Raw genomic sequence first — 26,599 nt, 5'->3', positions numbered from 1 at the left:
ACTGCTCCTGGGGTCTCTCGGCTCGACGCGGTGGCGGGTCGCGGGTCGCGGGAGGGACGTGCGGGGCCCCTCGGTCGAGGACCACCGTGGCAGGAATTGCGGTCAGGTTCCGTCCTCTACTTCGTACGGACACTTCGTACGGACACTTCGTACGGACACTTCGTACGGACACTTCGTACGGACACTTCGTACGGACACTTCGTTGGGACACTTCGTTGGGACACTTCGTGGGGCAGCTGCGCCGTACGGCACTTTCGGTGGTTTGCTCAGATCGCGATCGACTGCTGGAGCCAGCGGCTGACGCGGTACGGGAGCCACCAGGCGTACGGGCCTACGTCCAGGACGAGTTGTTCGGCGCGGAAGTCGTCGAGGACGGCCTTCGGCACGGTGCGGGCGAGGGCGCCGTGGTCGAGGCGGCCGATGACCCTCTCGTACTCGGGTTCGTCGGCGGTGAAGCGGTGCAGTTCTCCCCACCGGCGGTCACGGATCTGGATGAAGCCGGGGCCTTTGCGCCACAGGCACTTGCACAGGTAGTGGCCGCGCCGCCAGGTATTCAGCGACTCCTCGGCGTCGGCCGGGCCTGCCAGCGCGGCGGGTGGCTGGAGGTGGCTGAGCATGCGCCAGCTCTCACCGGCGTCCGGGTCGAGCCGCAGGTCCCACTCCACCATGACGGCCCGCGCGGTCAGGTCCCGGACGAGCCCGAGGCCGTGCAGGGCGGCGGACGGGTCGGCGGTGGCGGTGAGGTCGACGGGGGCGGGCAGCCGTACCCGGCGTGCGCCGAGCTCCCACAGGCGGGCGGCCTCACCGCGGGCCGGCCCCGGCAGCGGCACCTGGCCGAGGAACATGCCGGGCAGCGCGCACGCGGCGGGGTCGTAGTCGCCGGCTGTGGTCATCTCCGCGGCATACGCGGAGTCGACGGTTTCACCGGGATCCGTGGTCGTGGTCAGGCCGATCAGGCCCGACCGGCCGGTACGGAGCGTTCGGGCCGCCGCGGACGGTGGCCCTTCCCGGGCCGCCCGCCTCACCCAGTCGACGAGTGGCGTCGCCGAATCCCCGGAGGACTACGACGAGTTCGGCTCATCCGTCTCGGCGGGCGACGTCAGCGGCGACGGCTACGCGGATCTCGCGGTCGGCGGGCGGGACGAGGAGATCGACGGCCGGGACCACGCGGGCGGCGTGCACGTCTTCAAGGGGCGGGCGAGCGGCCTGTCCGGTGCCGGTTCACAGTGGTTCGCCCGCAACACCCCTGGCGTGCCGGGTCCGCTGAGGGCCGGCGACCAGTTCGGTGGCCTGGTACGGCTGCGCGAGAGAGACGGTGACGGAGCGGCCGACCTGTGTGTGAGTGCCGTCGACGCTCTGCGGCTGCCCGGCTCGCCCAGCGGCATCACCACGGCAGGCGCGGCGGAATACTACGCGGCACCCATCGACGGTTTCCTGGAATGACCTCCTGAGCGCACAAGTCGCCGTCAAAGGCGGGTTCTCACGTATACGGCCGTCCTACGCATCGGTCGGCGGAGGACCCGCTTTGCGCCACCGGAGCGCCGCGTGCCACCCGACGCGGCGCCCGGCCTCGGTTCCGAGAGGGTTCACGCGGGGGTCCATGTGCGGGCACCGCTCCCCGCCCGGCGGGAAAGCGGTCCCCGTTTCCTCCTCCATCGCGGCGAAGAAGCGCCGCCCCTCGGTCGACTGCCGTGACGTGGACCAGGAGTACCCCACGCCTCCCGCCAGCGCGATGTGCACGGCGTGCCGACCGAGTCCCTGCCCCTGCCAGTGCGCGGCGACGGCGATGTTGCCGATGTACCCGAGTCGGCACGGGTGGCAGATCTGGTATTCGAGGCCGCCGACGTGCCGATCGTCCCGGTCCAGCATGGTGACGGCCTGGCGACCCGCCGGCAGCGTCTCGACGACGCGCTCGAAGTGGACGGCGGGAGGCCGGGCCGGACGGCTCACTCGGCTCTGCCCTCTCGCCCCGGCTTCTTTATGCGGGCCTCTCCGGAGCCCTTGGCGAGGGCGGTCACGTCCTGTTTGAAGGCCCACGTCATCTCCGGCTCCATGGCGAAGCGGAACATCCGCTGCACCGGTGGCGTGCACAGGAGCGTGATCACGGTTCCGGCGACGAGAGTCACGGTGATCTCACCGAGTGGCCGGTGGACCCAGTCGGCCTCGTACCAGTCCCAGAAGCGGGAGCCCTTGGCGAGGAAGCCGTGCAGGAGGTAGCCGTAGAGCGTTCCGGCGCCCAGGACCGTGAACCACAGCCTGCGGCCCGGCACCCAGGCGAAGAAGCAGGCGACGAGCACCAGCGAGCAGCCGAAGAGCGCGAGGGTCATGACGGCGCCGGACCAGCCGGGCGCCGCGAGTTCCTGGGCGCTGTCGCGGCGGTAGAACCATGCCGCGTTCATCCGTGGAGCGGCCCAGTAGGCGACGGCCAGCGCCATGGCGAAGACCGGTACGGCGAGGATGCGCGCCTCGCGACGGCGCACCATCTGGAAGTGCTCCGGCTTGAGGACGAGGCCGAGGACGAAGAAGGGCAGGAACTGCAGGACGCGTTGGAGGTCGAGATCGTCGCCGATGTCCGGGGAGACGGAGGCGAGTACGGCGATGGCGAGCGCGAGCGGCAGCGGCCGGCGCACGACCTTCCAGAGCGGGGTCGTGAGCCGCCAGATGAAGAGCGCGGCCAGGAACCACGTCAAATACCAGGGGTCGAGGAGGCTGATGGGGTGGTCCGGGTCGCCGCCGGCCCACCTCTTGAAGAACGTGTACGCGACCTCGAAGATCACGTAGGGCACGGCGATCCCGGTGACCAGCCGTTTGATCCGGTTCGGGCTCGCGTCGAAACTCCGGGAGAAGTAACCGGAGATGACGATGAACGCCGGCATGTGAAAGGTGTAGACGGTGATGTACAGCGCGGCGGCGGCCCTGCTGTCGCCGCGCAGCGGTTCCCACGCGTGCCCCATGGCGACGAGGACGATCGCCAGGTACTTGGCGTTGTCGAAGAACGCGTCACGCTGCTTGGCGGGCTCCGGCTGCCCGCGGGTCTCGCTCCGGGCGGGAGCCGCGCCGGCGGGCCGTGGAGGCGGGTGCTGGAAGGGCCGCGCGAGAGGCAGCGGCAACGCGTGACGGCCTGCCTGCCGTGAGGTCTCACTCACAAGACGCCCTCCACAGTGAACCGGGGCCTGCGAGACCGCTGCACGCCCAAAGCACGCATGCATAAAACGCGTGTGTCGCGCCATCGCAGAACATCTCGGGCACCTTAGCGATACTTCTACAGTCGCGTAAAACCCACTGGTCATCGGCTTGCCCACGCGGGGCAGGCGTCACGGGTACCCAAAAGAACAGGGCCGACCCGACACCCACGGTGTCGGGTCGGCCCTGTACGGCCGCGTGCGAACGGTCAGTCCGTGCCGAACTCCATCGCGGCGCGGTCCAGCATCTCGTCGTCCGCGGAGACCTGGCCGCGGGAGGCGATGGCCTCGGCGCCGCCCTGCGGCATCTCCGGCATGGTGCCGATCAGGCCGGTCGCGGCCGCCTGCGCGGCGCCGATGGACGGGTTGGCGGTGCCGATCAGGCCGAGTCCCGCGTACTGCTCCAGCTTGGCGCGCGAGTCGGCGATGTCGAGGTTGCGCATGGTGAGCTGGCCGATCCGGTCGACCGGGCCGAACGCCGAGTCCTCGGTGCGCTCCATGGACAGCTTGTCCGGGTGGTAGCTGAACGCCGGGCCCGTGGTGTCGAGGATCGAGTAGTCCTCGCCGCGCCGCAGTCGCAGCGTCACCTCTCCGGTGACGGCCGCGCCCACCCAGCGCTGCAGCGACTCGCGCACCATCAGTGCCTGCGGGTCCAGCCAGCGGCCCTCGTACATCAGCCGGCCGAGGCGCCGTCCCTCGTTGTGGTACTGGGCGAGGGTGTCCTCGTTGTGGATCGCGTTGACGAGACGCTCGTACGCGGCGTGCAGCAGGGCCATGCCCGGCGCCTCGTAGATGCCGCGGCTCTTGGCCTCGATGATGCGGTTCTCGATCTGGTCGGACATGCCCATGCCGTGGCGGCCGCCGATGGCGTTGGCCTCCATCACCAGGTCGACGGCGGAGGCGAACTCCTTGCCGTTGATCGTCACCGGCCGGCCCTGGTCGAAGCCGATCGTCACGTCCTCGGCGGCGATCTCGACCTTGGGATCCCAGAACCGCACGCCCATGATGGGCTCCACGGTCTCCACGCCGGTGTCCAGGTGCTCCAGGGTCTTCGCCTCGTGGGTGGCGCCCCAGATGTTGGCGTCGGTGGAGTACGCCTTCTCCGTGCTGTCGCGGTAGGGCAGCTCGTGGGCGAGCAGCCACTCCGACATCTCCTTGCGGCCGCCGAGCTCGGTCACGAAGTCCGCGTCCAGCCAGGGCTTGTAGATCCGCAGCTGCGGGTTGGCCAGCAGGCCGTACCGGTAGAACCGCTCGATGTCGTTGCCCTTGAAGGTGGAGCCGTCGCCCCAGATCTGCACGTCGTCCTCGAGCATCGCCCGGACCAGGAGGGTGCCCGTGACGGCGCGGCCGAGCGGCGTGGTGTTGAAGTACGCGCGCCCGCCGGAGCGGATGTGGAACGCCCCGCAGGTCAGTGCGGCAAGACCCTCTTCCACCAGTGCCGCGCGGCAGTCGACCAGGCGCGCGATCTCCGCGCCGTAGGTCTTGGCGCGGCCGGGCACCGAGGCGATGTCGGGCTCGTCGTACTGCCCGATGTCGGCCGTGTAGGTGCACGGGACGGCGCCCTTGTCGCGCATCCACGCGACTGCGACGGAGGTGTCGAGACCGCCCGAGAAGGCGATGCCGACGCGCTCGCCGGCGGGGAGGGAGGTGAGGACCTTAGACATGGGAAGAGTATGCATCATCGCGCATGGTCATGCAAAGACGGCGCATGAGATCCAGGAACCGTACGAATGACATGTGGCACCGCCGCGGCGGTGACTCCATGGACAGCTACCCGCGTACGCGGACTCAGGCCGCCCCGTCGAACGGAGTGACGCGGCGGTAGGCGGCCCGGGCGTACCACACCCGGGCCGTCGCCGTGCCGATGAGGGCGGCGGCCAGCAGGCACGCCACCCAGCCGGGGTCCCGGTGCCCGGCCCAGGACAGCTCCCCGGTGGGGTGAGCGGCGAAGACGTTCAGGAGGGCCCAGCACAGCAGGGCCGTGCCCGGCGCCGCGACGAACCGGCCGAGCGTCCCGACGAGCGCCGCCAGCACGGACAGCGCCGCGAGGGCGAGTCCGGTCCGGTCGAGCGCGCCGAGCAGGTCGAACGCGATCACCAGCACCAGGGAGCCCGAGCAGGCCGTCGTCCACACGACCGGTGTGGCCATGGGTTCAGGGACGGCCCTGGCACCCTTGGCGATGTACCGCCACTCCACCACCGTCGCTTCCTCCCCACCACCGGGCACCGGGTGCGACACCGGATCCCCGGCCTCTCCCCGGCCGAACCTTCGCGCGACGGGACCCTCGCACCGGCGTGGGAGCACGGGCGACGTCCTGTCGGCCGATTCTCCCACCCCGATCCGTGATTGCCGAGGTCGGTCTCGTCGGGCGCCGCGCGCGGAGGGTCATGCGAAAGGATTCGGCCGGGGGCGGGTGGCCGAGGAATCAGTAGAGCTTGTTGACGGCTGTGGCGGTCGTGGTCTTGAAGTCGGCGACCTGGGCGTTCGCGAAGTTGCCCATCTGGCCCCACTGCACGAGCGTCACCGTGTTGCCGTCGCGGCCGACGGAGAACATGTTGATGTCGGACGCTCCCCACGTGGCGGTGGTGTGGACGCCATAGACGTGGGCGCCCTCCTCTGCGTTCACCTTTCCGTAGTACTTCTGCTTCGCGGTGATGTCGGGGTACTGCTGCATCACCTTCTCCGCGCAGCCTTCGAGGTTCTTGCGCAGGAGGCCCGCGAAGTCCTTGGCCCGCTGTTCGCTGCGCTCGACCACGGTCACCTGCAGTGCGCCGGTGTCGAGGTCGGTGCGGTAGGCGCGGTGCACGGAGATCGACGGGAGTGCCTCGCCGACGCACATCGGCAGCGGGTCGGGCTGCCCCGCCGTCACCGGACCGGCGGTCCAGGACGACGAGGAGTGCGGCGGCAGTTCGGACGGCGACAGGAAGCGGGGGGTGTCGGCCGCGGCGGCCGGCACCGTCCCGGCCGCGACGCCTGCCGCTGCCAGCACGGCCCCCATGACGAACATCCCCTTGTAGCCGCGCCTGTTGGTCTTCGTTTCCACGGTTTTCCCCCATCTGGCTTGGTCAGCTCTGGCTTGGTCAGCCTGCTGGTTCGGGCGCCCGGAGCCGCCCTTTCGGTCCCACGCCACGTACGACCAGCGACCCCACACGGTCGTTGCCCTCCCCTACGTCACAGCTCTGTCCCCCATGTCACCGAACGGCAACAGCGGGCAGCCCCACGGCCGTCACCGCGCGCGCAGCCACTCCTCCAGAGCGTGGAAATCCGCGTTGCCGAGGCCGTACCGCGCGTCGACCCGGCGCAGCAGGGCCCGGCCCGGATGGTGCGCCGCGTCGCGCCGCTCGGCCCTGGCCAGCAGTGGATTCGCCGAGGTCTCCCGAGCTGCGGCCCCCGCGCGTTCTGCCGGGTACGTCGGATACCCGTCGGGCAGTTCCCTCGCTGTCGCTCCGAAAGGTATGAGCGGGCCGTCGACGTCCAGGAAGAGGAGGGGGCGCCGTTCCGAGCTGGTCACGGCGTCACGCTACCGACCCGCCCCCTGGCGCGCCTCCGTGTCCGCGCTCGGCACGCGGGCTGTGACCATCGCAGGATTCACTCGTTTGACGGAGGTCAGGACGCAACGTCGTCAGCCTTCGGAAGGCCCTCGATCGATGAGTACATCGCAACGGCGCCGGGCGAAGGGATCCGAGCCGGTGGCCCTCGAGCGCGCCGAGGCCGTCATCGTCGACCAGTACACCCGGCTCGTACGCCTCGCCTATCTCACCCTGCCCAGCAGCCTCACCCGGCACCGGCGCGTCCTTGCCGCCCACGCTCTCGTGCAGCGCGCCCTGCCCGGCTTCCGGACGCGACGGGCGCCGTCGCGGGTCCCCCGGCCGAGGACGGATGACGGCGCTCAGGAGGCGCCACGGGCGACGGGGCCCGGCAGGACGGAGACGGCATGGATGACGGCGCGCGTTCTGGCGGCGGCGCTGACGCACGAGCGCCGGCCGCGCGGGTGGCCGAAGCGTCTGCCGCCGCCCCGTGCGCTGTGTCCCGCGCTGCCGGTCGTCTGGGGGCTGCGGCTGTTCCCCCGCGCCGGTGGCACCGAGGAGATCGCGCTGGCGCAGATCCTCTCCAGGGTCTCCGCGCCCGCCCGCGCCGCTTTCGTGCTGCGCAGTCTGGACGGCCTGGCCCGCTCCGAGGTCGTGGAACTGCTGGCGGCCGCCGGCGTGCGCGACCCGGAGGAAGCGCTGCACGCCGCCTGCCGCGTCGAGGAGAGCGTGGGGAACGCGGCGGGCGCGCTCCTGCGGTCGCAGGAGTTCGACGCCTGTTCCGTCCAGACCCGGCCCACTGATCTGCTGCGCCGCAGACGCCGGTTCCGGCTCGCCTGGTGCGCCGCGGGGATCGCCGCGATCAGCTGCGTGGTCCTGACGACGCTCGACTCCGTGCCCGGAGCCGACCCGTCGCCGCCTCCGGTCGGGCGCCCCGCCATCAGTGCCGACGCCTTGCTCCGCAGCCCGCGCGACGCGTGGGCCGACACCTCGCGGGTGGACTTCACCGCGTGGCCGGCCCGCGGTTCCCGCGTCGACGACCGTGCCCTGCTCACCCGCGCGCTCGCCACCTGGACCGATCCGCCGCGCGGCACCCGCGTCGGCGCCGCCCAGGCCACGACGGCCGAACCACCCTCCAGGACCACGCAGTTGCTCTACGCAGATGTGGTGGGCGCGGAGGCGGTCGTGCTGTTCCACGACGGGCGCCGCGTGGTCCGCTACGGCGAGCCGCGCTCCGGGTCGGAGCCACCGTCCCTGGACTTCTCACGCGCGGACGACGCCGACGTGACCACGGCGGCCGCCCTCGCGGTCAGCCGTGCGAGCGGCAGGGTCCGCTACCTCACCGCTCCATGGATCGCGGAGGCCCGGACGCGCGACCTGCTGCGGCCGAACGGACCTGGCCGCCCGCTCGACGTGTCCGGCGACGGACTCACCGCGGCGGTCGCCGCGCCGTCGGCCGCCGGTGCGTGCGACAGCCTGCCCGTACTCCAACTGCGGTCGTCTGCGCGGATCGTGGAGAAGAACGCCTTCCTCGTCGCCGACCTGGGCGACCTCACTCCGGCACACCTCAGCCACACACCGCTGCCCGGCACCGGCGCGCCGGCCCGCCGGCCGCGCGAGGCCACCGGCGGTACGGCGCTGCTGGGCTGGGCCCGGAGCGCGTGCCACCTGACCGAACTGCGGGGTACCGGCGTACGGGCCATCAACCTGTGGGACTTCGCCGAACAGGAACTGCCCGAGGACGGGGGCCGGGCCGTGTGGTCCTGCACGCGCGCCTCGACCTGGCGCGGCCCCGGCAGCGTACTGCTGCAGTTCCGCACGTCGGCGGAGTCCGCGAAGGCGCCCGCGAAGGTCGTCGGCCGGGCCCGGTCGACCGCCGCCTGCAGCCGGTTCGGCCAGCATGTGGTGGCGAGCGCCCGCTGGACGGCGGGTTCGGGCCACCGGTACCTCCTCGCCGCGGGCAGCCGCGACGTCGCCCGGATCACTGTCACCGGTGAGGTCGACGCCGAGCGGAACGGCCGCTCCCTGGCCGTGCGTGCGCCCGGGGACGTCCGGGTGACGGTACGGGCACGTCTGGCGGACGGCGAGAGGCTGGGCGAGGTGGGCGCCGAAGCTGGTCCGCGGCGCGGCTCGGGGTCGGCCAGCGCGGGTGACGGGCGTCGATGACGTAGTGGTGTGCGTGCCGCCAGCCGCGCGGTCCGGCGTGGGCGTCGGCGAGGTGCGGGTCGTCGGCGGGCAGGGTGGTGTGGAGGTGGGTGAGGCGGGCCGGATCGCGGGTCGGCCAGAGCAGCGCGGCCAGGGTCGCGGCGGCGAGCGCCACCGCGGTGAGGGCCGCGGCGGCCGTGGTCATTCCGGCGGTGGCGGCCAGCCATCCCGCCAACGGGTAGGTGAGCAGCCAGCAGCTGTGGGTGAGGGCGAACTGGGCGGCGAACGCGGCCGGCAGGTCGGCGGGCGCGGCCGAGCGGCGGATCAGCCGGCCGGCGGGGGTCAGGACCATGGCCGTGCCCGCGCCGAGCAGGCCCCAGGCGGCCAGCAGCCCGTACCAGGACCACGTGTCGTGCGCGAGGCCCACGGTGAGCGCCGCGAGGACGGCGGCGAGCACGAAGCCGCCGGGCAGCATCGCCGAGCGGTCACCGAAGCGCTCCACGGCACGCGGCACGGCCAGGGCGGCCACCATGGAACCGGCTCCGAACGCGCCCAGGGCCAGCGACACGTCGCCCGTCCCGCGGTGCAGGTGGTCACGGACGAGCACCACGGTGTTGATGATGACCATGGAGCCGCCGGCGGCCGCGGCGAGGTCGAGCGCGAGCAGGGCGCGGAGCCGGGGTGTGGACCGGTACAGGCGGGTGCCGAACGTCGCCTTGGCGTAGACGCCGCCGTCACGCTCGACCGGGAGAGGGGTGGGCAGAGCGACCGACATGACCAGTGCGGCGGAGGCGAGGAAGCCGAGTGCGGTGCCCGCGAACAGCCAGTTGTAGGTGATCAGCGCGAGCAGTCCGGCCGCGAGCACCGGGCTGAGCAGGCTCTCCAGTTCGTAGGCGAGCCGGGAGAGGGAGAGGGCGCGGAGGTAGTCGCGTTCGGCGGGCAGGATCTCAGGGACGGTGGCCTGGAAGGTGGGGGTGAAGGCGGCCGAAGCGGCCTGCAGCAGGAAGATCAGGACGTACACCTGCCATACGTGGGACACGAACGGCAGGGCGAGCGCGATCGCGGCCCGGGCGCAGTCCGCCGTCATCAACAGGGCGCGGCGGGGCACGCGTTCGGCGAGGGCGCCGATCACCGGAGCGAGCGCCACATAGGCGACCATCTTGATCGCCAGCGCGGTGCCGAGGACCGCGGAGGCGTCCGCGCCCGCGAGGTCGTACGCCAGCAGGCTCAGGGCCACGGTTGCCAGGCCCGTACCCACCAGGGCCGTGACCTGGGCGGTGAACAGGCGGCGGTAGGTGCGGTTCTGGAGCACTGAGCGCATGGGGACACCCCCCGGGGTCGGTGGCCCGGACCCTCCCACAGTAGATGACGTGTGCGCAGATGCGCACACGTCATCACCAAGAAAATCCGCCGCCGCCGCTCAGGGGAGCCAAGGCGCTCCCGCTCAGGGGTGCCAAGGCGCTCCGGTGACCTGGTGGTCCGCGTGGCTCAGCGCCTCGGTGACCAGTCGGCGCAGATGGCCGTCGCGCAGCGAATACACCATGCGGCGCCCGTCCTTGCGGGCCTGGACGAGGCCGGCGAGCCGCAGCTTCGCCAGGTGCTGACTGACGGCGGGCCGGGCCGCCTCGCTCACGGCGGCCAGTTCGGTCACGTCCGCCTCTCCCCCGGCCAGCAGCCAGAGCAGGTGCAGCCGGGTCGGGTCGGCGAGCAGCGCGAACACCGTCGTGGCGGTCTCCAACTGCTCCTTGCCCGGACTCCGTTGGTGCCCATGGTGTGCAGGTGAGGATTCGGTGCGCTCCGGCATGGCCTCATCGTAGGCGCGGGGCCCGGACCGCGTCGGTCACGCCTTGGTCTCCGGCACTTCGGTGGCGGAGGCGGGCGAAGGGGCCGCGGCGATCCCGGACCTCTCCGCCGTCACCCGTACGGGGATGAGCGAGGCGACGGCCGCCGCCGTCAGGGCCACGCCGCAGCCGATCGCCACGGCAGCGCGGAAGGCGCCCTCGGAGGGCAGGGCGTAGCCTCCGAAGTCCGTGGTCAGCTGGGCCGGAACGACGCCGATGACGGCGGCCGAGACCGAGCTGCCGATCGAACGCATCAGGGTGTTGAAGCTGTTGGCCGACGCGGTCTCCGAGGGAGGAACGGCGCCCATGACGAGGGCGGGCATCGCCCCGTAGGCGAAGCCGACTAGGACCTGGGGGCGGGCGGTCACCCGCAGGTCGACCAGCGGGTCACTCAGGCGCAGTTCCCACCAGGTCCAGGTGGCAGTGTGACGACGGCTGCGGCGAACAGAGCCAGTGTGGGGGCGCTCCCCCAGCCCCAGTCGGCGCCCTTGGAGACGCCGAGCAGCAGACAGATCAGACCGGCCCCCAGGCCGACGGCGGCATCGCCCGCAAGTTCGCCGTCACCGCCGAGGGCCGGCGCCGTCTGCGGAGTGACCGGGACGAGAACCTCACCGGTCTGGGCAAGCTTCTTGTCGACTGGACACCCGAGGAAGCCGCCCAGCTCGCGGACTGCCTCGGCCGGCTCAACCGCGACGTCGAACGCCTCGACGGCCGCCCCTGGCCCCGCGACTGAACGTCGCGGCGACCGCCCGGCAGACGCTTCTCCTCCAGTAAAACCGGGTGCGGCCGGTCGCAACGGTGGTGTGGGATGCGGGACATGACGATCGTTCTGAACGAGCCCGGCGTCGACGGGCTGACCGGGGCCGTGGATGCCCTCCGCGTGTGGCAGGACGACCGCACGCCGCTGCAACTTCATCCGGGAGACCTCGGCTGGGCCTGGGCGCTGGGCGCGGAGAGGCTGGCGGCGGCCGTCCGTACCTGGAGCGTGGACGGACGGATCATTGCCGTCGGATACCTGGACGCCCCTGACGTGCTGCGCCTGACGACCGCGCCGGACCTGCGACAGGACGGCGATCTGGCGCGCCGACTGCTGGCGGACCTCAACGATCCGGAGCGCGGGGTCCTGCCGCCCGGGAAGGTCGGTCTCGAAATCCCCAACGGCGCCCTGCTCCGCGAGGTCCTCCTGGAGTCGGGCTGGAATCTGGACGAGCCGTGGACGCCGCTGCGCCGCGACCTCGCCGAGCCGGTGAAGGACTCCGGCCTGCGGATCGAGGTAGCCGGTCCGGAGACGGCGGGGGTGCGGACCGCAGTGCACCGCTCGGCGTTCGCCAGCCCGAGTTTCACCGAGGAGATCTGGCACGTCCTCGCGGCCGGGCCGGTCTACGCCGACGCCCGCTGCCTGATCGGCTACGACGACCAGGACAACGCGGTGGCCGCGGCGACGGTCTGGTCGGCCGGGCCCGGCAAGCCCGGCCTGCTGGAGCCTGTGGGCGTGCACGCCGACCATCGCGGTCGCGGCTACGGGACGGCTATCAGTGTCGCCGCTGCGGAGGCGCTGCGTGAACTGGGTGCGTCAAGCGCAGTCGTCAGCACCCCGACCTCGAACGCTGCCGCCGTCGCCGCCTACAGGGCAGCTGGATACGAGGCGTCGCCCGAACGGCTGGACGTCAGCCGAGCCGCCTGAAAGCCGGGGGGAGTGGTGGTGCGGGCTAACGCCGTGGGCGCACGGCGTAGGTCAGGTGCGTCACCCGCGGCGACGGCTCCGAACGGATCGGCTCCAGCGCGACCCTGGACGCGTCCACGCCCTCGAACAGGCGGATCCCGGAACCGAACAGCACGGGCGACAGCGCGATCGAGAACTCGTCGATCAGGCCCGCGTTCACGTACTCCAGGATCGTCGCGCCGCCGCCGGCGATGCGGACGTCGCGGCCGCCGGCGGCCTCGCGGGCCAGGTCGAGCGCGGTCGCGATGCCGTCGTTGACGAAGTGGAAGGTGGTCCCGCCCGGCCGCTTCCAGGGGTCACGCTTCTCGTGGGTCACGACGAAGACCGGCGTGTGGAACGGCGCCTTTTCCGGCCACATCTGCTCGCCGGCGTCGAACATGCGCTTGCCCATCACGCTCGCGCCGGTGCGCTCGAACGTCTCCCGCACGATGTCGTTGTCGCGCCCTTCCTCGCCGCCCTCGCCGAGCCCTAGGTTCTCCCGGAAGAACCGCTGCGGGAAGATCCAGTGCTGCAGTTCCATCCACTGCCGCCCCATCAAGTCCCCGAGGGACTCGGGCGCGATGAACCCGTCCAGCGACATCGACACATGGAAGAACACCTTCCCGGCCATCAGCCCTCAGCTCCCTTCCGCACGATCTCGGTGACGTAGGCAGCCAGGTTGCCCAGGGTCTGCCGGCCGCCCTCGACAGCGTGGTACTTCTCGACCGCCTCGTCGCGCAGTTCCTTGGTGGGGAAGACCGTGCGCATCTCGATTCGGGTCGCCGCGCCGACCGGCGCGAAGGTGAGGGTCGACTCGAAGGCGTTCGGGTCGTCGCGGGACTCACCGTGGAGCAGCGCGATCCGCTCCGGCGGATCGATCTCGGTCCAGGAGATCCACTCCTGATAGTCCGTCCCGTCCGGTCCGCGCATCACGAAGTCCCACGCCCCGCCGACGCGGAACTCGAACGCCCGCGTGGTCGTGGTGAACCCGTCCGGCCCCCACCACCGCGAGAGGTGCCGGACCTCGGTGAACGCCTCGAACACCAGCTCCCGTGGGGCGTCGATGACCCGGGAAATGACGATCTCGCGGTCGTCCGTCGCGGACTCCACCGGCGCTCCTCGTCCCGTCGCTCTCATCAGCTACTCCTCCTGCCTTGCCTGCTTCAGTTCCTGTACGTGCGCGTCCAGCCGGTCGAAACTCTCGTTCCAGAAGCGCTCGAACCCGCCGGTCCACTCGTGGACCGGTCGCAGCCCGCGGGCGTCAAGGCCGTACAGGCGCTGCTTGCCTGCGGTGCGGCCCCGCACCAGCCCGACCTCCCGGAGCACCCGCAGGTGTTTGGACGCGCGCGGCTGGGTCATCCCCAGCTCCCGGGCCAGCTCGGTCACCGGCCGCTCACCCGTCCGCAGCAGCAGGAGGATCTCCCGGCGCTGCGGCTCGGCGATCGCGTTGAAGACGTCCGATGTCGTCGCTGCTCGTGCCATGGGCAACATCATATGCCGATATGGGCATGCGTCAAGGCGAGTGAAGCCGGTCGAGTTCGCCGGTGATTTCCGCCCTCAGTGTGTCGTGCCGGGAAGCCAGCGCGTGCTGTCCGTCCTGCCAGTTCTCGCGGGGGTAGAGCCAGACCGGCAGCCGCATCAGGTCGGCCGGTTCCCACTCGAAGCGCGGCCACACGTGCGCGTGGAGGAATCCGTCGGTGTTGCCGAGGATCTCCAGGTTCACTCTCCGGAAGTCCGGATCGAGGCGGCGGCAGGCCCGCTCGACCGCTTCTCCGAGCGCGTCCATGTCGGACAGGAACTCCAGCCGTCTCGTCCTCGGGAGATCGGAGAGCCGCTCCACTCGCGGATCGTCGGCGAGGAGTACCGAGTAGCCCGGAAGGAATTGGACGTCCCCGATCGCCGCGAACCCTGCCCTCAACCGCCGCATCACGGTGGGGTTCTCGCCTCGCAGGGCGCTTGTGATGCGGTCCGTACGCCAGTCACTCGTCATGACGGCAACCTATGCGACCACGGTCGCGGCTCCCGGCCGTGGTCCGCGGTGGTGAGCGATCAGCATGCGCGCCATCGACTGCGCCCGCAGCGCCGCGTCGCTGTCCCCTTCGGCCGCCGAGATGATCGCCCCCTTCATCAGGATGTGCCAGGACCTGGCGAACGAGTCGGCGTCCCGGAGCTCCGCCTCCTCCGCCATGTCGCGCACGAAAGAGCGGATGTTTCCCAGGTACTTGATGCAGGCCAGCCCCAGCGGGTGCTCCCAGCCCATCTCCAGCAGGACGTTGATGAACGTGCAGGCATCGAACTCGTCGCTGCGGAACCAGTCGTCGAACACGTCGAATATGGCCAGCAGTTGTTCCTCCGGGGTGCCGCCCCGGCTGCGGGCTCCCGCCGCGACCATCCCCAGCGTCCACTGCCGCTCGCGGCGGGCGAGGAACGCGAGCACGAGTTCGTCCTTCGAGGGAAAGTGCCGGTAGAGCGTCGCCTTCGCCACTCCGGAACGCGCGATGACCTCCTCCACGCCGACATCGCGAATACCGCGTCGCGAGAAGAGCTCGTACGCGGTCCTCAGTATCCGTTCACGAGGCGACAGTTGGTCCGTCTCAGTCGGCGAGCTGTTGTCCATCACCGTCCAGAATAGCCCTGGACAGAGCCGCCGCCCGCTGCCATCGTCTAGGGAAGAGGCCCACAAGACAGACCGGTCTTTCTGCCGCTGCCGGTCAGTGTTCCTCCGCCCCAACCACCATCACAGGTCCCGGTGTACGCACCAACCGGCAGGACAGCCGAAGCGGGAGAACCCGGCCACCTGCCCACCACCGGGGCCCGCCCGACGGGTGGGGGCCGTGAGCTCCCTGGCGCGCCCCTCCCTCCAGGTGAGCCGCCCCCACCCGTCGGATGGGCGTTCCCGACTCAGAGCGCGCGCCGCGAGCCCGTCACGGTTCCAGCATCCTGAAACCGTCGTGAAACCGGGCTGAACGCGGTGTGCCACAGCCTCTGCCGCATGACGAGAACGGCAACAACACCCACCACCGCATCAGCCGCTCCGCACTCTCTCGCCATCGCGGCGTACGGGCTGCGCAAGTCCTACGGGGACAAGAGCGTCCTCGACGGCATCGACCTGACCGTGCCGGCCGGCACCGTCTTCTCGCTGCTGGGTCCGAACGGCGCCGGCAAGACCACCGCCGTGAAGATCCTCTCCACCCTCATCTCCGCCGACGCGGGACAGGCCCACATCGCGGGTCACGACATCGCTACCGACCCGCAGGCCGTACGCGCCGCCATCGGCGTCACCGGCCAGTTCTCCGCCGTCGACGGACTCATCACCGGCGAGGAGAACATGCTCCTCATGGCCGACCTGCACCACCTGGGCAAGCGCGAGGGGCGGCGGGTCGCCGCCGAGCTGCTGGAGCGGTTCGACCTGGTCGAGGCCGCCAAGAAGCCCGCGGCCGGCTACTCCGGCGGCATGAAGCGCCGCCTCGACATCGCCATGACGCTGGTCGGCGCCCCGCGGATCATTTTCCTCGACGAGCCGACGACCGGCCTCGACCCGCGCAGCCGCCACACCATGTGGGGCGTCGTCCGGGAGCTGGTCTCCGGTGGCGTCACAGTCTTCCTCACCACTCAGTACCTCGAGGAGGCCGACCAACTCGCCGACCGCATCGCCGTGTTGCACGGCGGCGAGCTCGTCGCGGAAGGCACCGCCGACGAGCTGAAGCGGATCGTGCGGGGCGGGCACGTACGGCTGCGCTTCACCGACCCGGCCGCCTATCGGTCCGCCACCGCAGCTCTGCGTGAGGTCACCGCGGACGACGAGGCTCTGGCGCTGCAACTTCCCTGCGACGGCAGCCAGCGCGAGCTGCGTTCCCTTCTCGACCGGCTGGACTCGGCCGGTGTGGAGGCCGACCAGCTGACCGTGCACACCCCCGACCTCGACGACGTGTTCTTCGCCCTGACCGGCGGCACCGACGTCCCGCCCAGCCCCCGGAAGGCCGTCCGATGAGCGCTCTCTCCCTTGCCGTGCGCGACTCGTCCACCATGCTGCGCCGCAACCTCCTGCACGCCAGGCGCTACCCGTCCCTCACCCTGAACATCCTGCTGACACCGATCGTCCTGCTGTTGCTCTTCGTCTACGTCTTCGGCGACGTGATGAGCGTCGGCATCGGCGGCGGCGGCGCCGACCGCTCCGACTACATCGCCTATCTGGTCCCGGGCACCCTTTTGATGACCCTCGGTGCCACACCTGCCGGGACCGCGGTGGCTGTCTCCATGGACATGACCGAAGGCATCATCGACCGCTTCCGCACGATGGCCATCCACCGTGGCTCCGTGCTCATCGGGCACGTCGTGGGCAGCGTGCTGCAGGCGATCGCGAGCGTGGTCGTCGTCGGTGCCGTCGCCGTGGCCATCGGTTTCCGGTCCACCGACGCCACTGTGCTGGAGTGGCTGGCGGCGTTCGGCCTGATGACTCTGGTCGCCCTCGCGTTCACCTGGATCGCGGTCGGGATGGGCATGGCCTCGCCCAGCGTCGAGGCGGCCAGCAACAACGCGCTGCCCCTGATGCTCCTCCCGCTCGTCTCCAGCGCCTTCGTGCCGGTCGAAGCGATGCCGGGCTGGTTCCGGCCGGTCGCCGAGTACCAGCCCTTCACCCCCGCCATCGAGACCCTCCGCGGCCTGCTGCTCGGCACGGAGATCGGCGCCAACGGGTGGGCCACCGTCGCCTGGTGTCTGGGCCTGACCGGACTCGGCTACCGCTGGTCGACGTCGCTGTTCAACCGCGACCCCAAGTAGCGGGCACGAGCGCGCGGGCCGCCTCCCGCAGCTCGTCGCGGTCCAGGGCGGCGTACTCCGACACCGCGTCGGCGTACGCCGCCCCGTCGGCGTCCTCGGCCGCCTGCCGGGCGCGGGCCGCCGACATCGTCGGCTGGAACTCGCGCAGCACACGCAGCCGTTCGGCCAGCGCGATCATCCGTACGGCGGAGGTGTCCCCGGATGCGAGCCCGTTCATGCCGAGCGCGTGCAGCACCGTTCCGTGCAAGGTCAGCTCCATGGGCGAGCGGGGCGGACCGCCGAGCAGCGTCCGCAGCCGTCGGCGGAGCCGGTCGGCCTGGTCCTCGACCGGCCCGGGACGGCCGGCGTGCGCGTGCGCCGTCACCGACGCCGACTGGATCCCCAGGGCCCACGGATCGATCCAGGGATCGTCACCCGGCCTCGGGCACGCCTCCGGCAGCCGCTCCACGGCGCGCCGCCACAGGCCGAGCCCGGCCTCCGTCAGCCCGCGGGCGAGCGCGATCTCGGCGCGTCCGCCGAGGTCGGGGCTGTAGAAGGCGTCCTGCGCCGGGGTGTTGCCGCCCTCCGCCTGCGTCAGCCAGTACTCGGCCTCGTCCGGGTCGCCACGCTGCAGGCAGGCGAGGACGAGGCCGGAGCGGATGCCGATGTAGTCGTTCTCGTCCCCGAGGCGCGGCAGCATCGCGAGCGCGGCCTTGAGATGTCCGTACGCGGCCTCGCCCTGCCCCGTCTTCAAGTACAGCTCGCTCAGCCGGGAGTGGGCCAGGAGCCGCAGGGACGGGTTGTCGACCGGCGCCAGTACCGCGTCCATCCGCCGGGCCGACGAGAGGGCGCGGTCGATGTCGTGCTCGTACTCCCAGACGTACGTGCCGACGCATTCGGCGACAGCGGCGACGAGCGGCTGCCCGCTGTCGCAGAGCTTCCGCAGCACGTCGTAGTCGGGAGGGAGCATGTCGGGAACCGCTCTCAGCACCGCGGCGGTGGCGCGCAGCAGTGTGTCCGGCGGGGCCGGGGGCAGCCGCCGCAGGGTGACGAGCTGGCGTACGACCTGTGCGCCGTAACCCGTGAACAGGCTGGGGGTGCACAACACGGCGGCGGCGCGGGCGACTTCGACGTATTCCGGCTCGGGGTGGTAGTGCGACAGCGGCGGCCCGGTCTCGGCGGCCAGTGCGGTGAGGCGGGAGAAGTCGGAGTCGGTCGACCACAGGGCGGCGAGGACGGCGGTCGCGGCGGCGGTGGTGGGGCCGTCCGTACGGGACAGGGCGTGTCGCAGCGCCGCGACGAGGTTGTCCTGTTCGGCCTTGATCAGTTCCCTGGCCGGCAGGGGCTCGGGGCCGAGGAGCGCGTCGTGGTGCGCGACTCCGAACTCTCGCGCCCAGGAAAGGAGTTGCCTGACGGCCGTGTCCTCCTCGTCGGCCTCTGAGCGCCGGGCCGCACTGAAGTCCCGTACGGTCTCCAGCATGCGGAAGCGCACGCCGGTCGGGGTGTCGGTGACGGTGAGCAGCGACTGATCGGTCAGCTGCTCGAGGAGGGACAGCGCCTCCGGGCCGAGGACGTGTTCCGCCGCTTCGCCGGAGAATCCGCCGGGGAAGACGGACAGTGTGCGCATCGCCGCCCGCGCCTCGTCCGTGAGGAGGTTCCAGCTCCACTCCACGACCGCGTGCAGCGTGCGGTGGCGTTCCGGTGCGTCCCGGGCGCCGCCGCGGAGGAGCGCGAACCGGTCGCCGAGGCGGTGGGCGATCTGCGGCACGGAAAGGACCCGCACGCGCGCGGCCGCCAGCTCGACGGCGAGCGGCAGCCCGTCGAGGTGGCGGCAGAGTTCGGCCACCGCGTCCGGTGGCAGCTCCACACCCGGCCGGGCGGCCCGGGCGCGCTGCGTGAACAGCTCGGCGGATGTGTCGGGTCCGAGCTCCGGCAGGGCGTAGAGCGCCTCCGATGTGAGGTCCAGTGGTGCCCGGCCGGTGGCGAGCACCCGCAGGTTCTCGCAGGAGCCGATCAGGGCCTGTACGAGGTCGGCGGCGCCCCGGACGACCTGCTCGCAGTTGTCGAGGATCAGCAGTGCGGGCCCGGTTCCGAGTGCGGCGCGGATGCCGGACACCGGGTCGGCTTTGGCGTGGGCGCCGATCGTGCCGTACCGGCTCTCCCCCGCGCCTCCCTTGCCTCCCGCGCCGAGCGCGGAGGCCACCTCCGCGGCCACGTCCTCGTCCTCGGTGACGCCGGCGAGCGGCACGAAGTGCACCACTCTCTGTTCGGCCGTGCGGCCGACGGCATGGGCGAGGCGGGTCTTTCCGAGGCCGCCGGGGCCGATGACGGTGACGGCGCGGGAGTCGCGGAGCAGTCTTCGCACGGCCGCGATGTCCTCGTCCCTGCCGAGGAGTTGGTTCGGCTCGTGCGGCAGGCCGTGCCTGCTCACCGGTGCCTCGCCGTTCAGCAGTTCGCGCTGTGCGGCCCTGAGTGCGGCGCCCGGGTCCGTGCCGAGTTCGTCGCGCAGTTCGCGGCGGTAGGTCTCGTACCGTGTGAGTGCCGCGGCCGGGCCCGCTGTGGCGGCCTCGCCGCGCAGGAGTTCGGCGAGCACCTCCTCGTCGCGCGGGTGCGCCGAGGCGGCCGCGGCCAGCGGCTCGGCGGCCTCCGCGTGCCGTCCGAGGCGGGCGAGGGCGAGGGCCTGTGCGCGGACGAGCGCGGTGTGGACGGGTGCGCGTTCGGCGCGGAGCGCGGCCAGGGGGTCGCCGGTGTCGCCGATGCCGTCCGGTGTGCCCTCCCAGAGGGCGAGCCCGGCCTCGGCGGCGGCCAGCGACGCCGCGTGGTCACCGGCCCTGGCCCGTTCGGCACTCGCGGCTGCGTGCAGCAGGAGCGCGGAGCTGTCGACCTGGTCCTCCGCGAGGCCGAGCCGGTATCCGGTCGGTGTGCTCACTATGACGTCGGCGCCCAGGTGCGTCCGCGCCCTGGACACGAGGACCTGCACCGCCTTTCCCGGCCGCTCCGGCAGCGCGTCCGGCCAGAGGCCCGCCACGAGCCGTGCCACGCCGCAGCCTGTGCGCAGATCACCCGCGAGCAGCGCGAGCAGCGCGCGGAGTCGGGGCGCGGTGACCTCCTGCCCCCGGTAGGCGACACGCGGCAGCAGGGTCAGGTCGGTGGTCACCCGTGCAGGTTAGCGGCGCCCGTCATCTCCGGCGCGGGGCAACCTGCTCGGCGACCGGAGACCCCGGTGGCGACCTCGTGGCAGCGCAGCGCATACCGTGACGTACGGAACGGATTGATCTTTGGAAGAAGGAAGAACGTGCCCATCGAGACAGTGCTCAAGGCAGTGCGGATTCCCACCGCGGACGGCCACGCCGACGCTCTTGCCGCGTTCCCCGACCGTGGTGAGCGGCACCCGGGCGTGCTGCTGTACCCGGACGCCTTCGGCGTGCGGCCCGAGTTGGAGAAGAAGGCCCGCGAGCTGGCCGGGCACGGCTACTACGTGCTCGTACCCAACCTCTACTACCGGCACGGCCCCGCACCGGTGATCGACCTGCCCGCGCACATCAGCGACGAGGCGCGGCCCGCGGTCTTCGCCCAGGTGATGCCGTTGGTCGAGACGCACACCACCGAACGCGTCCTGAGCGACGCCGACGCCTACCTCACGTTCCTCACCGCCCAGCCGGAGGTCGCCGACGGGCCGGTCGGCGTGATCGGCTACTGCCTGGGCGCCGCCCTGGCGATGCGCACCGCCACGGCCCACCCGGACCGGGTCACCGCCGTCGCGGGATTCCACCCCGGATTCCTGGTCACCGACGCGCCCGACAGCCCGCACCGGCTCATTCCCGAGCTCGCCGCCGAAGTCCACCTCGGCCTCGCCGAAGGCGACCTCACGCCCGAGGCGATCAGCGAGCTGAACAAGGCGCTGGACGCCGCCGGGGTCGGCTACACCACCGAGATCTACCCCGACTCCGCCCACGGCTTCACCATGTCGGACACCGACGCCTTCAGCCCGGCCGCGCTGCAACGCCACTGGGACCGCCTGCTGCCCCTGCTCGGCCGCACCCTCAGCGGCGGCTGAGGCACCGGTGCGAACGCGGGCCCGGGGATGCGGGCTCAGTGACTGCCCACGGCCTCCAGTTCCCTCTTGAGGTTGCGCAGGGTCTTGTCGATGTTCCTCACCTGGAACGCCGCGAAGGTATGTCCTCCCGTGGCGATCCGGTCGAAGGCGCCGGCGACGACATCCGGCCAGGAGCGCCGGTCGTCCGTCCAGGTCTCGGTCACCCGCGTCGCCACCCCCGCCGTGCGGGCGTCCGCCTTCACCTCCGCGAAGCGGTACTCCCAGGTGGCGATGGGGGCCCGCAGGCGCGGGCGCTTCAGCCCGATCGCGTGGACCCGGAAGGCGAAGCGGCGTCCGGGGTCCGCCGCGGTCACCGTGCAGCGGGTGGTCCAGCGGAAGGCGCCGCGCTTGTTGTGCCCCTCGAAGACCAGGCCGACCGTGGCCGGTTCGTCCGCGCCGGGCACGGTGGCGCCGAGGTTCTCCGGGCTCCAGCGGCCCATCCGCGCGGGCCGGCTGAGCTGCTCGTACACCGCCGACGGCGGCGCCTGGACCACGATGCTGCGGGACACGGTGAACGTGCGGGCCATGAGGAATGCTCCGTTCCTGGACGGCCCCCGACCTTACCCGTCAGTAGGTCCGGCGGGAAGCGCCTGTCCGTCGCGAGAGCCGAGCGGCGGTCGCGCCGGTCTCGCCCCCTCCCTCGTCAGCGCGTTGGCGATCTTGCGGGCGAGCAGCGGGTCCGCGGGCAGCACGTGCGCGGCGAACCAACGGGCCGCCGTCGGGTCGGGGGACGGCTCCACGAACTCCTCGCCCGCGTAGTCGTCGAGCGGCGGGTCGTAGATGTACCCGGCGACCACCCCGTGGCGCACCAGGCGGTTCACCAGGACGTCCCGGTCGTGGACGAGGAGCGGCACGCGGAAGAGCGGAAGGGCGCCGCTGTCCATCGGCCGGTCGCGGAGTGCCGGGGACGCCCAGCCGGTGCCCGCCAGCAGTGACGTGCCGACCCTGCGCCGGGCGAGGTCGTCGTCGAGGCGGGCCATCCGCGCCGTCAACTGGCCGCGGACCAGGGCGCCGTGGCGGGAGCGGAAGCCGTGCAGGTCGACGCGTATCCACGGTTCGTACGCGTCCAGGCTCGGCGCCTGCGAGGCGCAGCGGGCGAGTCGGGGCGCGTGGAGGTCCATGCGGAAGCTGTCGCGTTCCAGCATCCCGAGGCGCTGCATGGTGCGCCACACGGGGCGCACGAGGTGGAGGCCGCGTACGACCGAACGCGCCAGCGGGCGCAGCGTGGTGGACAGGTCGGCGCGGAGACTGCGGGGCACGAGGAGCTCGTCCCGCAGCAGTTCGAGTCTGCGGCGGGTGCGCTCGTCCTCGACGGCGAGGAAGCCGCCGGCCTGCCCCGCCACGTGTTTGGAGAGGCTGAACGCCGCGGCCTTCCCGAAGGTACCGATCGGCTGTCCGTCGACGTGGGTGCCGATCGCGTGGGCGGCGTCCTCGAAGAGCGGTATGCCCAACTGATCGCAGCGGCGGCGCAGTTCGACGACCCGGTCGGGCAGGCCGTACAGGCTCGTGGTCAGGACGGCGTCCACGTTCCGCCAGGTCTCCTCCGGTACGGCGGCGGGGTCGATGTTGCCGTCGCGGGCGGACACCGGGGCCTGCACGGGGCGCAGTCCGGCCGCGAGGACCACGAAGAGGATCACGTCGTCGTTCACCGGCGACATCAGTACGCGCGCGCCGGGCCTGCACCAGTGCCGCAGCGCCAGGTACAGCGCGAGGCGCGCCGAGGGCGTGTAGACGCACTCGCGTCCCAGTCGGCGCGCCATTCCCGTGGCAAGACCTGATCCGTACGGCATCAGCGGGCGCTCCCCGCGTCCCGGCCGTCCCCGCGCCGCGATGTGCGCAGCGTGCCGACGGTCTTCAGGAGGCGGTCGGCCGGCTCCCTCAGGCGGGGGTGGGCCAGGACCGTGTTGCGCAGGCCGCGCACCGGTCTGCGCCACAGCCGGTGGGCCGTCGCCACCGGGTGGGGGCGGGTCGCGAACCCTTCTCCCACACGCAGTTCCCGGGTCTTGAGCCAGTCCTTGTACTCCTTGTCGCCCCGCCCCATGTCCATGATCCGCACGCCGTCGCGACCAGCGGCATCGGCCATCCGCAGATGCATCATCAGCCCGGGCGAGTAGTAGCTGAGCTCGGGGTCGTACGCGGTGAACCAGGCGGCGAACACCGTTGCCGACCTCGGCCCGAAGTGGGCGGCCACCGGCCGGTCGCCCGCGTACACCACGGACAGCACACCGGTGAAGTGCTCCTCGCGGACCTGGAACAGGTCGTCCACGAGGGCGACGATCCAGGGCCGCGCGAACCGGTCCATGCGGCCGGTCCTGCGGTACTGGGCGGACTTCCAGCGCATGAGCGTGCGCAGCATCCTGGGGTCGCGCTCGTCGTGGACGAACCGTATCTCGCCGAGGTCGCGGCCCAGGCGGCGTTCCTTCTTCAGCGTCGTCTTGGCCAGGCCCGGGTAGGCGCCGCGCAGCCATTGCGCGTAGCTCTCCTCCTCGCCTGCCTTCAGGTCGAGCACGGGCGAGGCGAACGTGCCCGTGACGTACGCGCCGAAGGGTTGCTGGTCCTCGATGAGATGGTCGAACTCGAAGACGGAGAGACGGCAGGCCCGGAGCAGTTCGTGGGTGTCCCAGGTGACGCCGGGGCGGTGCACGAGGGCCTGGCAGTCGGAGAGGCCGAGACCGATGGCCCGGCCCACTCCGAAGGAGTTGCGCTCGTACGGGAAGAAGCCGACGGGCTGCCCCTTCTCGCGCAGGACCGCCAGCCGCGTACCGCCGTGGTGTCTGGCGACGCCCATCGCGAACTCCGGTGCCAGGAAGGGGTTGGCGAACCGGGGCGACTCGTCCATCGCCCCGTGCCAGGCCGCCCGCAGCGAAGCGCTCAGTCCGTCGAGTCCGTGGATCGTGATGTCCATCTCGGGCCGGCCGTCCTCCGATGGATCCGCACCGGAATCCGGCTCTGCTGATCTGACGGCTCTCATGGCTGACCGCTCCCCCGCTCCCCGACCCCTGGCCCGCGAGGCTCAAAGGTCGCGAAACCGTACTCATGTGTCAAGGGCGCCGACCATGAGGCACGCCAACCCGGCCAGGACGGGGGCGAGTTACTCGCAGTACTCGGCCTCCGCGACCTTCCGCACGGACTCGCCGTCCCAGTCGCCGTTGAAGCTGAAGGCGAGTTGGTGCCGGGCGTCCGCCGTGCTGACGGCCAGGGACAGCCAGCCCACCATGCCTCCGCCGTGCCCCCAGAGCGTGGTTCCGCAGCTCGTTCTGAGCCGGGTGAGGCCGAGGCCGTAGGCCGTGTCCGGGGAGTCGGGGGACGAGACGGTCGTCTGCATCGCCTTGAGCTGCTTCGGCGGCAGGAGTCTGCCGCGCAGCAGGGCGCTGTAGAAGCGGTTCAGGTCGCCGGTGGTGGAGATGATGTCGCCGTCGGCCCACCCCTGCGAGCCGTTCATCTCGGTGATGTCGTCGATCCGGGCGGGATCCGACGCGAAGAGTTTGGAGTAGCCGCGGCTGCTGGGGCGCGGCAGGTGGATGCTGTTGCCGGGGTTGGTGGTGTCCTTGAGCCCCAGTGGCTTGATGATACGGTCGCGCACCTCGGCCTCGTACGTTCTGCCGCCGGTCTTCTCGATGATCAGCCCGGCCAGGACGTAGTTGGTGTTCGAGTACGAGTGTCTGGCGCCGGGCTCGAACAACGGCTGGTGCGCGAGGGCCACGCGCACGTGCTTCTCGGGCGGCAGGGTGTCGTAGCGGTGCTTGAGGTAGCCGTCGCCCCGCAGGTACGTCTCGGAGTACTTCTTGTCGGTGAGGTAGTCGAACAGGCCGCTGGTGTGGTTCAGGAGCTGCCGTACGGTGATTTTGCGTCCGTCGTTGCCGTTGCCTCGGATCAGACCGGGGAGGTGACGCTCCACCTTGTCGTCGAGGTCGAGTCCGCCCTCCGCCTCCATCTGGAGGAGCACGGTCGCGACGAACGTCTTGGTGATGCTGCCGACACGGAACCGGTCGTTCTTGCCGCGCGGCGCGCCCGTCGTGCGGTCCCCCACGCCTGATGTCGACGCCCACACCCCGTGCCGGTCGCGTGCCTGCGCCGTGACGCCGGGGGTGCCCGCCCGGACGGCCGCGTCCATCGCCCGCTGGGTGGCCCGGTGGCCCCGCGCCGCGGAATCCGCGTCCTTCACCGCCGTGGAAGCCCTGCCCGACACCGCTGTGTCCGGTGCCGTGGGCCTGGTGTCCGGTGCCGCCTGGGCGGGGGCGACAAAGGCGGTGGCGGCCATCGCGGCCGCCACCAGACCCACCACGCCCGCCTTCGAGCTCTTCCGTAACGTCATGCCGCACTCCTCGCAGTCGTCCAGTCGTACGCGAGAGACCCAGCCGCCCCTCGCGCAGCAAGACCACGCGGGGGCGTGCGAGGTTGAGCGGAGTCGAGGCGGCCGCCTTCAGGCGGTGTTCAGTGCGGCGTCCCGTTCCACCAGACGAAGACCTCGGTGCTCGGGGCGGGTTCGGAGAACCGGCCCGTAGGGGACGCTTCCCGCAGCACGCGGCGCAGGTCCGCCTCGAAGCGGTCGCGGGCGCTTCCGAACAGGTGCGGGGTCGAGCTCGACATCGAGAACACTTCGGCGACGAGGTCGTCGGCCGAGCGTTCCAGAGGCGGTCCGCCGGGGACGATATGGCGCTGCGGGCCGGAGAAGCCGGCCCGGGCGAACACCTCCGCCTCGCCGCCCGGCGTGCCCTGCGGCAGCACTCCGCGTCCCGCCCGGCGGACCGGCCCCAAGTACCGCCTGATCAGGTCCGCCACGGCCTCGTGGGGTGGTGCCGGGTGGGGGAGGCCTTCGAGGGGGCCGGGTTCCGTCCTCGGCTGCGTCCTCGATCCCGTCTTCGGTTCCGTCTTCGGTTCCGTTTTCAGGTCCGAGATGTGCACCAGGGCCCCGCCTGGGTGAAGCATGCTCTTGACGGTCGCCGCCACCAGGTCGCGGTCCATCCAGTGGAAGGACTGGGCGAACGTCGCGACGTCGAACGTGCCGAGGTCCGCCGGCAGGTCCTCCGCCCGGGCCCGCACCCATCGTGTCCGCTCGGCCAGCCCTCTCCCGGCGGCGTCACGGCCGGCCTCGGCGACCATCTCGCCGTCCGGGTCCACGCCGACGACCTCGCCGAACAGCGGTGCCAGGCTCAACGCGACGGTTCCCGGTCCGCAACCCACGTCGATGAGGCGTCCCCGTCCGTCGAGGCGCAGCACCCCGGCCAGCTCGTCCGCCAGGCCGGGCGCGTAGGGAAGCCGTCCGCGCGCGTAGTGGGCGGCGGCTCCCGCGAACAGCGTCTCGTCCCATTCCCAGCCCGCCGCCATGTCCGCTCGCCATCTCTCGT

General features: G+C 71.7%; 24 protein-coding genes and 4 pseudogenes. 7 read left to right on the top strand and 21 right to left on the bottom strand.

The genetic code is table 11. The features are described from left to right. Nucleotides 1-266 precede the first annotated feature (266 nt). Nucleotides 267-893, bottom strand: coding sequence for a DUF5825 family protein (locus AB0N81_RS36755; protein ID WP_365366360.1), 627 nt, complete (start codon nt 891-893; stop codon nt 267-269). 190 nt (nt 894-1,083) lie between these two features. On the opposite strand from AB0N81_RS36755, the pseudogene AB0N81_RS36750 reads away from it, so the two are divergent. Beyond that, nucleotides 1,084-1,443: pseudogene (locus AB0N81_RS36750) on the top strand (hypothetical protein); the annotation flags it as partial. 54 nt (nt 1,444-1,497) lie between these two features. Here the strand turns inward: AB0N81_RS36750 and AB0N81_RS36745 are convergent. The 6 genes from AB0N81_RS36745 to AB0N81_RS36720 all read right to left on the bottom strand — a co-directional run bounded on the left by AB0N81_RS36745 (nt 1,498) and on the right by AB0N81_RS36720 (nt 6,693). After that, nucleotides 1,498-1,950, bottom strand: coding sequence for a GNAT family N-acetyltransferase (locus AB0N81_RS36745; protein ID WP_365366308.1), 453 nt, complete (start codon nt 1,948-1,950; stop codon nt 1,498-1,500). Next, entirely contained in the window at nt 1,947-3,146 is a 1,200-nt protein-coding gene (locus AB0N81_RS36740; protein ID WP_365366306.1) for an acyltransferase family protein, read from the bottom strand. The genes AB0N81_RS36745 and AB0N81_RS36740 overlap by 4 nt, the downstream gene beginning before the upstream one ends. 245 nt (nt 3,147-3,391) lie before the next feature. After that, nucleotides 3,392-4,846: an argininosuccinate synthase gene (gene argG / locus AB0N81_RS36735; protein WP_365366304.1), complete on the bottom strand. Its 1,455-nt coding sequence runs from the start codon at nt 4,844-4,846 to the stop codon at nt 3,392-3,394. Between the two features lie 124 nt (nt 4,847-4,970). After that, nucleotides 4,971-5,381 carry a hypothetical protein gene (locus AB0N81_RS36730; protein WP_365366302.1) on the bottom strand — a complete coding sequence of 137 codons (411 nt, stop codon included), beginning with the start codon at nt 5,379-5,381 and terminating at the stop codon, nt 4,971-4,973. Between the two features lie 226 nt (nt 5,382-5,607). Continuing rightward, nucleotides 5,608-6,180: a hypothetical protein gene (locus tag AB0N81_RS36725; protein ID WP_365366358.1), complete on the bottom strand. Its 573-nt coding sequence runs from the start codon at nt 6,178-6,180 to the stop codon at nt 5,608-5,610. Between the two features lie 228 nt (nt 6,181-6,408). Next, nucleotides 6,409-6,693 (bottom strand): hypothetical protein, encoded by a 285-nt coding sequence (locus tag AB0N81_RS36720; protein ID WP_365366300.1) that lies wholly within the window; start codon nt 6,691-6,693, stop codon nt 6,409-6,411. Between the two features lie 136 nt (nt 6,694-6,829). On the opposite strand from AB0N81_RS36720, the pseudogene AB0N81_RS36715 reads away from it, so the two are divergent. Beyond that, nucleotides 6,830-8,794 (top strand): annotated as a pseudogene (locus AB0N81_RS36715) (hypothetical protein); the annotation flags it as partial. On the opposite strand, the gene AB0N81_RS36710 reads toward AB0N81_RS36715, so the two are convergent. From AB0N81_RS36710 to AB0N81_RS36700, 3 genes and pseudogenes are all read right to left on the bottom strand, one after another. Continuing rightward, nucleotides 8,697-10,175 carry an MFS transporter gene (locus tag AB0N81_RS36710; protein ID WP_365366298.1) on the bottom strand — a complete coding sequence of 493 codons (1,479 nt, stop codon included), beginning with the start codon at nt 10,173-10,175 and terminating at the stop codon, nt 8,697-8,699. The pseudogene AB0N81_RS36715 and the gene AB0N81_RS36710 sit on opposite strands and share 98 nt — an antisense overlap. A 123-nt stretch (nt 10,176-10,298) precedes the next feature. After that, nucleotides 10,299-10,658: a metalloregulator ArsR/SmtB family transcription factor gene (locus AB0N81_RS36705; RefSeq protein ID WP_365366296.1), complete on the bottom strand. Its 360-nt coding sequence runs from the start codon at nt 10,656-10,658 to the stop codon at nt 10,299-10,301. A gap of 36 nt (nt 10,659-10,694) precedes the next feature. Further along, nucleotides 10,695-11,251: pseudogene (locus AB0N81_RS36700) on the bottom strand (MFS transporter); the annotation flags it as partial. Between AB0N81_RS36700 and AB0N81_RS36695 the strand changes: the two are divergent. Further along, a pseudogene (locus AB0N81_RS36695) lies at nt 11,228-11,428 on the top strand (MarR family transcriptional regulator); the annotation flags it as partial. The pseudogenes AB0N81_RS36700 and AB0N81_RS36695 overlap by 24 nt on opposite strands. An 84-nt stretch (nt 11,429-11,512) precedes the next feature. After that, on the top strand, nt 11,513-12,379 hold the full coding sequence (locus AB0N81_RS36690) for a GNAT family N-acetyltransferase (RefSeq protein ID WP_365366294.1): 867 nt from the start codon (nt 11,513-11,515) through the stop codon (nt 12,377-12,379). 25 nt (nt 12,380-12,404) lie between these two features. On the opposite strand, the gene AB0N81_RS36685 is transcribed toward AB0N81_RS36690, so the two are convergent. The 5 genes from AB0N81_RS36685 to AB0N81_RS36665 are packed head-to-tail and all read right to left on the bottom strand — an operon-like array spanning nt 12,405 to nt 15,014. After that, nucleotides 12,405-13,028 (bottom strand): dihydrofolate reductase family protein, encoded by a 624-nt coding sequence (locus AB0N81_RS36685; RefSeq protein ID WP_365366292.1) that lies wholly within the window; start codon nt 13,026-13,028, stop codon nt 12,405-12,407. Continuing rightward, entirely contained in the window at nt 13,028-13,534 is a 507-nt protein-coding gene (locus tag AB0N81_RS36680) for an SRPBCC family protein (protein WP_365366290.1), read from the bottom strand. The genes AB0N81_RS36685 and AB0N81_RS36680 overlap by 1 nt, the downstream gene beginning before the upstream one ends. Nucleotides 13,535-13,537: 3 nt before the next feature. Next, complete coding sequence (locus tag AB0N81_RS36675) at nt 13,538-13,879, bottom strand: metalloregulator ArsR/SmtB family transcription factor (RefSeq protein WP_365366288.1); 342 nt, start codon at nt 13,877-13,879, stop codon at nt 13,538-13,540. Between the two features lie 31 nt (nt 13,880-13,910). Next, nucleotides 13,911-14,387 (bottom strand): diadenosine tetraphosphate hydrolase, encoded by a 477-nt coding sequence (locus tag AB0N81_RS36670; protein ID WP_365366286.1) that lies wholly within the window; start codon nt 14,385-14,387, stop codon nt 13,911-13,913. 9 nt (nt 14,388-14,396) lie between these two features. Beyond that, nucleotides 14,397-15,014, bottom strand: coding sequence for a helix-turn-helix domain-containing protein (locus tag AB0N81_RS36665; protein WP_365366284.1), 618 nt, complete (start codon nt 15,012-15,014; stop codon nt 14,397-14,399). A gap of 375 nt (nt 15,015-15,389) precedes the next feature. Between AB0N81_RS36665 and AB0N81_RS36660 the strand changes: the two genes are divergently transcribed. Beyond that, a complete protein-coding gene (locus AB0N81_RS36660; protein WP_365366282.1) occupies nt 15,390-16,388 on the top strand; it encodes an ATP-binding cassette domain-containing protein in 999 nt (332 codons plus the stop codon). Beyond that, nucleotides 16,385-17,176 (top strand): ABC transporter permease, encoded by a 792-nt coding sequence (locus AB0N81_RS36655; protein WP_365366280.1) that lies wholly within the window; start codon nt 16,385-16,387, stop codon nt 17,174-17,176. The genes AB0N81_RS36660 and AB0N81_RS36655 overlap by 4 nt, the downstream gene beginning before the upstream one ends. Here AB0N81_RS36655 and AB0N81_RS36650 read toward each other — a convergent pair. Further along, nucleotides 17,157-20,312: a BTAD domain-containing putative transcriptional regulator gene (locus AB0N81_RS36650; RefSeq protein ID WP_365366278.1), complete on the bottom strand. Its 3,156-nt coding sequence runs from the start codon at nt 20,310-20,312 to the stop codon at nt 17,157-17,159. The genes AB0N81_RS36655 and AB0N81_RS36650 overlap by 20 nt on opposite strands. Before the next feature lie 138 nt (nt 20,313-20,450). On the opposite strand from AB0N81_RS36650, the gene AB0N81_RS36645 reads away from it, so the two are divergent. Then, on the top strand, nt 20,451-21,212 hold the full coding sequence (locus tag AB0N81_RS36645) for a dienelactone hydrolase family protein (RefSeq protein ID WP_365366276.1): 762 nt from the start codon (nt 20,451-20,453) through the stop codon (nt 21,210-21,212). Between the two features lie 35 nt (nt 21,213-21,247). Here AB0N81_RS36645 and AB0N81_RS36640 read toward each other — a convergent pair whose 3' ends face one another. The 5 genes from AB0N81_RS36640 to AB0N81_RS36620 all read right to left on the bottom strand — a co-directional run bounded on the left by AB0N81_RS36640 (nt 21,248) and on the right by AB0N81_RS36620 (nt 26,579). Further along, complete coding sequence (locus AB0N81_RS36640; RefSeq protein ID WP_365366274.1) at nt 21,248-21,778, bottom strand: SRPBCC family protein; 531 nt, start codon at nt 21,776-21,778, stop codon at nt 21,248-21,250. Nucleotides 21,779-21,811: 33 nt separating this feature from the next. Beyond that, complete coding sequence (locus AB0N81_RS36635) at nt 21,812-23,041, bottom strand: DegT/DnrJ/EryC1/StrS family aminotransferase (RefSeq protein WP_365366272.1); 1,230 nt, start codon at nt 23,039-23,041, stop codon at nt 21,812-21,814. After that, nucleotides 23,041-24,156: a GNAT family N-acetyltransferase gene (locus tag AB0N81_RS36630; protein ID WP_365366270.1), complete on the bottom strand. Its 1,116-nt coding sequence runs from the start codon at nt 24,154-24,156 to the stop codon at nt 23,041-23,043. Before AB0N81_RS36630 ends, AB0N81_RS36635 begins: the two co-directional genes overlap by 1 nt. Before the next feature lie 186 nt (nt 24,157-24,342). Next, nucleotides 24,343-25,566, bottom strand: a complete 1,224-nt coding sequence (locus tag AB0N81_RS36625; protein ID WP_365366267.1) for a serine hydrolase domain-containing protein — start codon at nt 25,564-25,566, stop codon at nt 24,343-24,345. A gap of 119 nt (nt 25,567-25,685) precedes the next feature. Continuing rightward, on the bottom strand, nt 25,686-26,579 hold the full coding sequence (locus tag AB0N81_RS36620) for a class I SAM-dependent methyltransferase (protein ID WP_365366265.1): 894 nt from the start codon (nt 26,577-26,579) through the stop codon (nt 25,686-25,688). Nucleotides 26,580-26,599 lie beyond the last annotated feature (20 nt).

It is taken from the genome of Streptomyces sp. NPDC093510, from assembly GCF_040683555.1.
Taxonomy (GTDB): Bacteria; Actinomycetota; Actinomycetes; order Streptomycetales; family Streptomycetaceae; genus Streptomyces.
The sequence above is the reverse complement of the archived record's forward strand: the minus strand, read 5'-3'. Positions and strand labels throughout refer to the sequence as shown.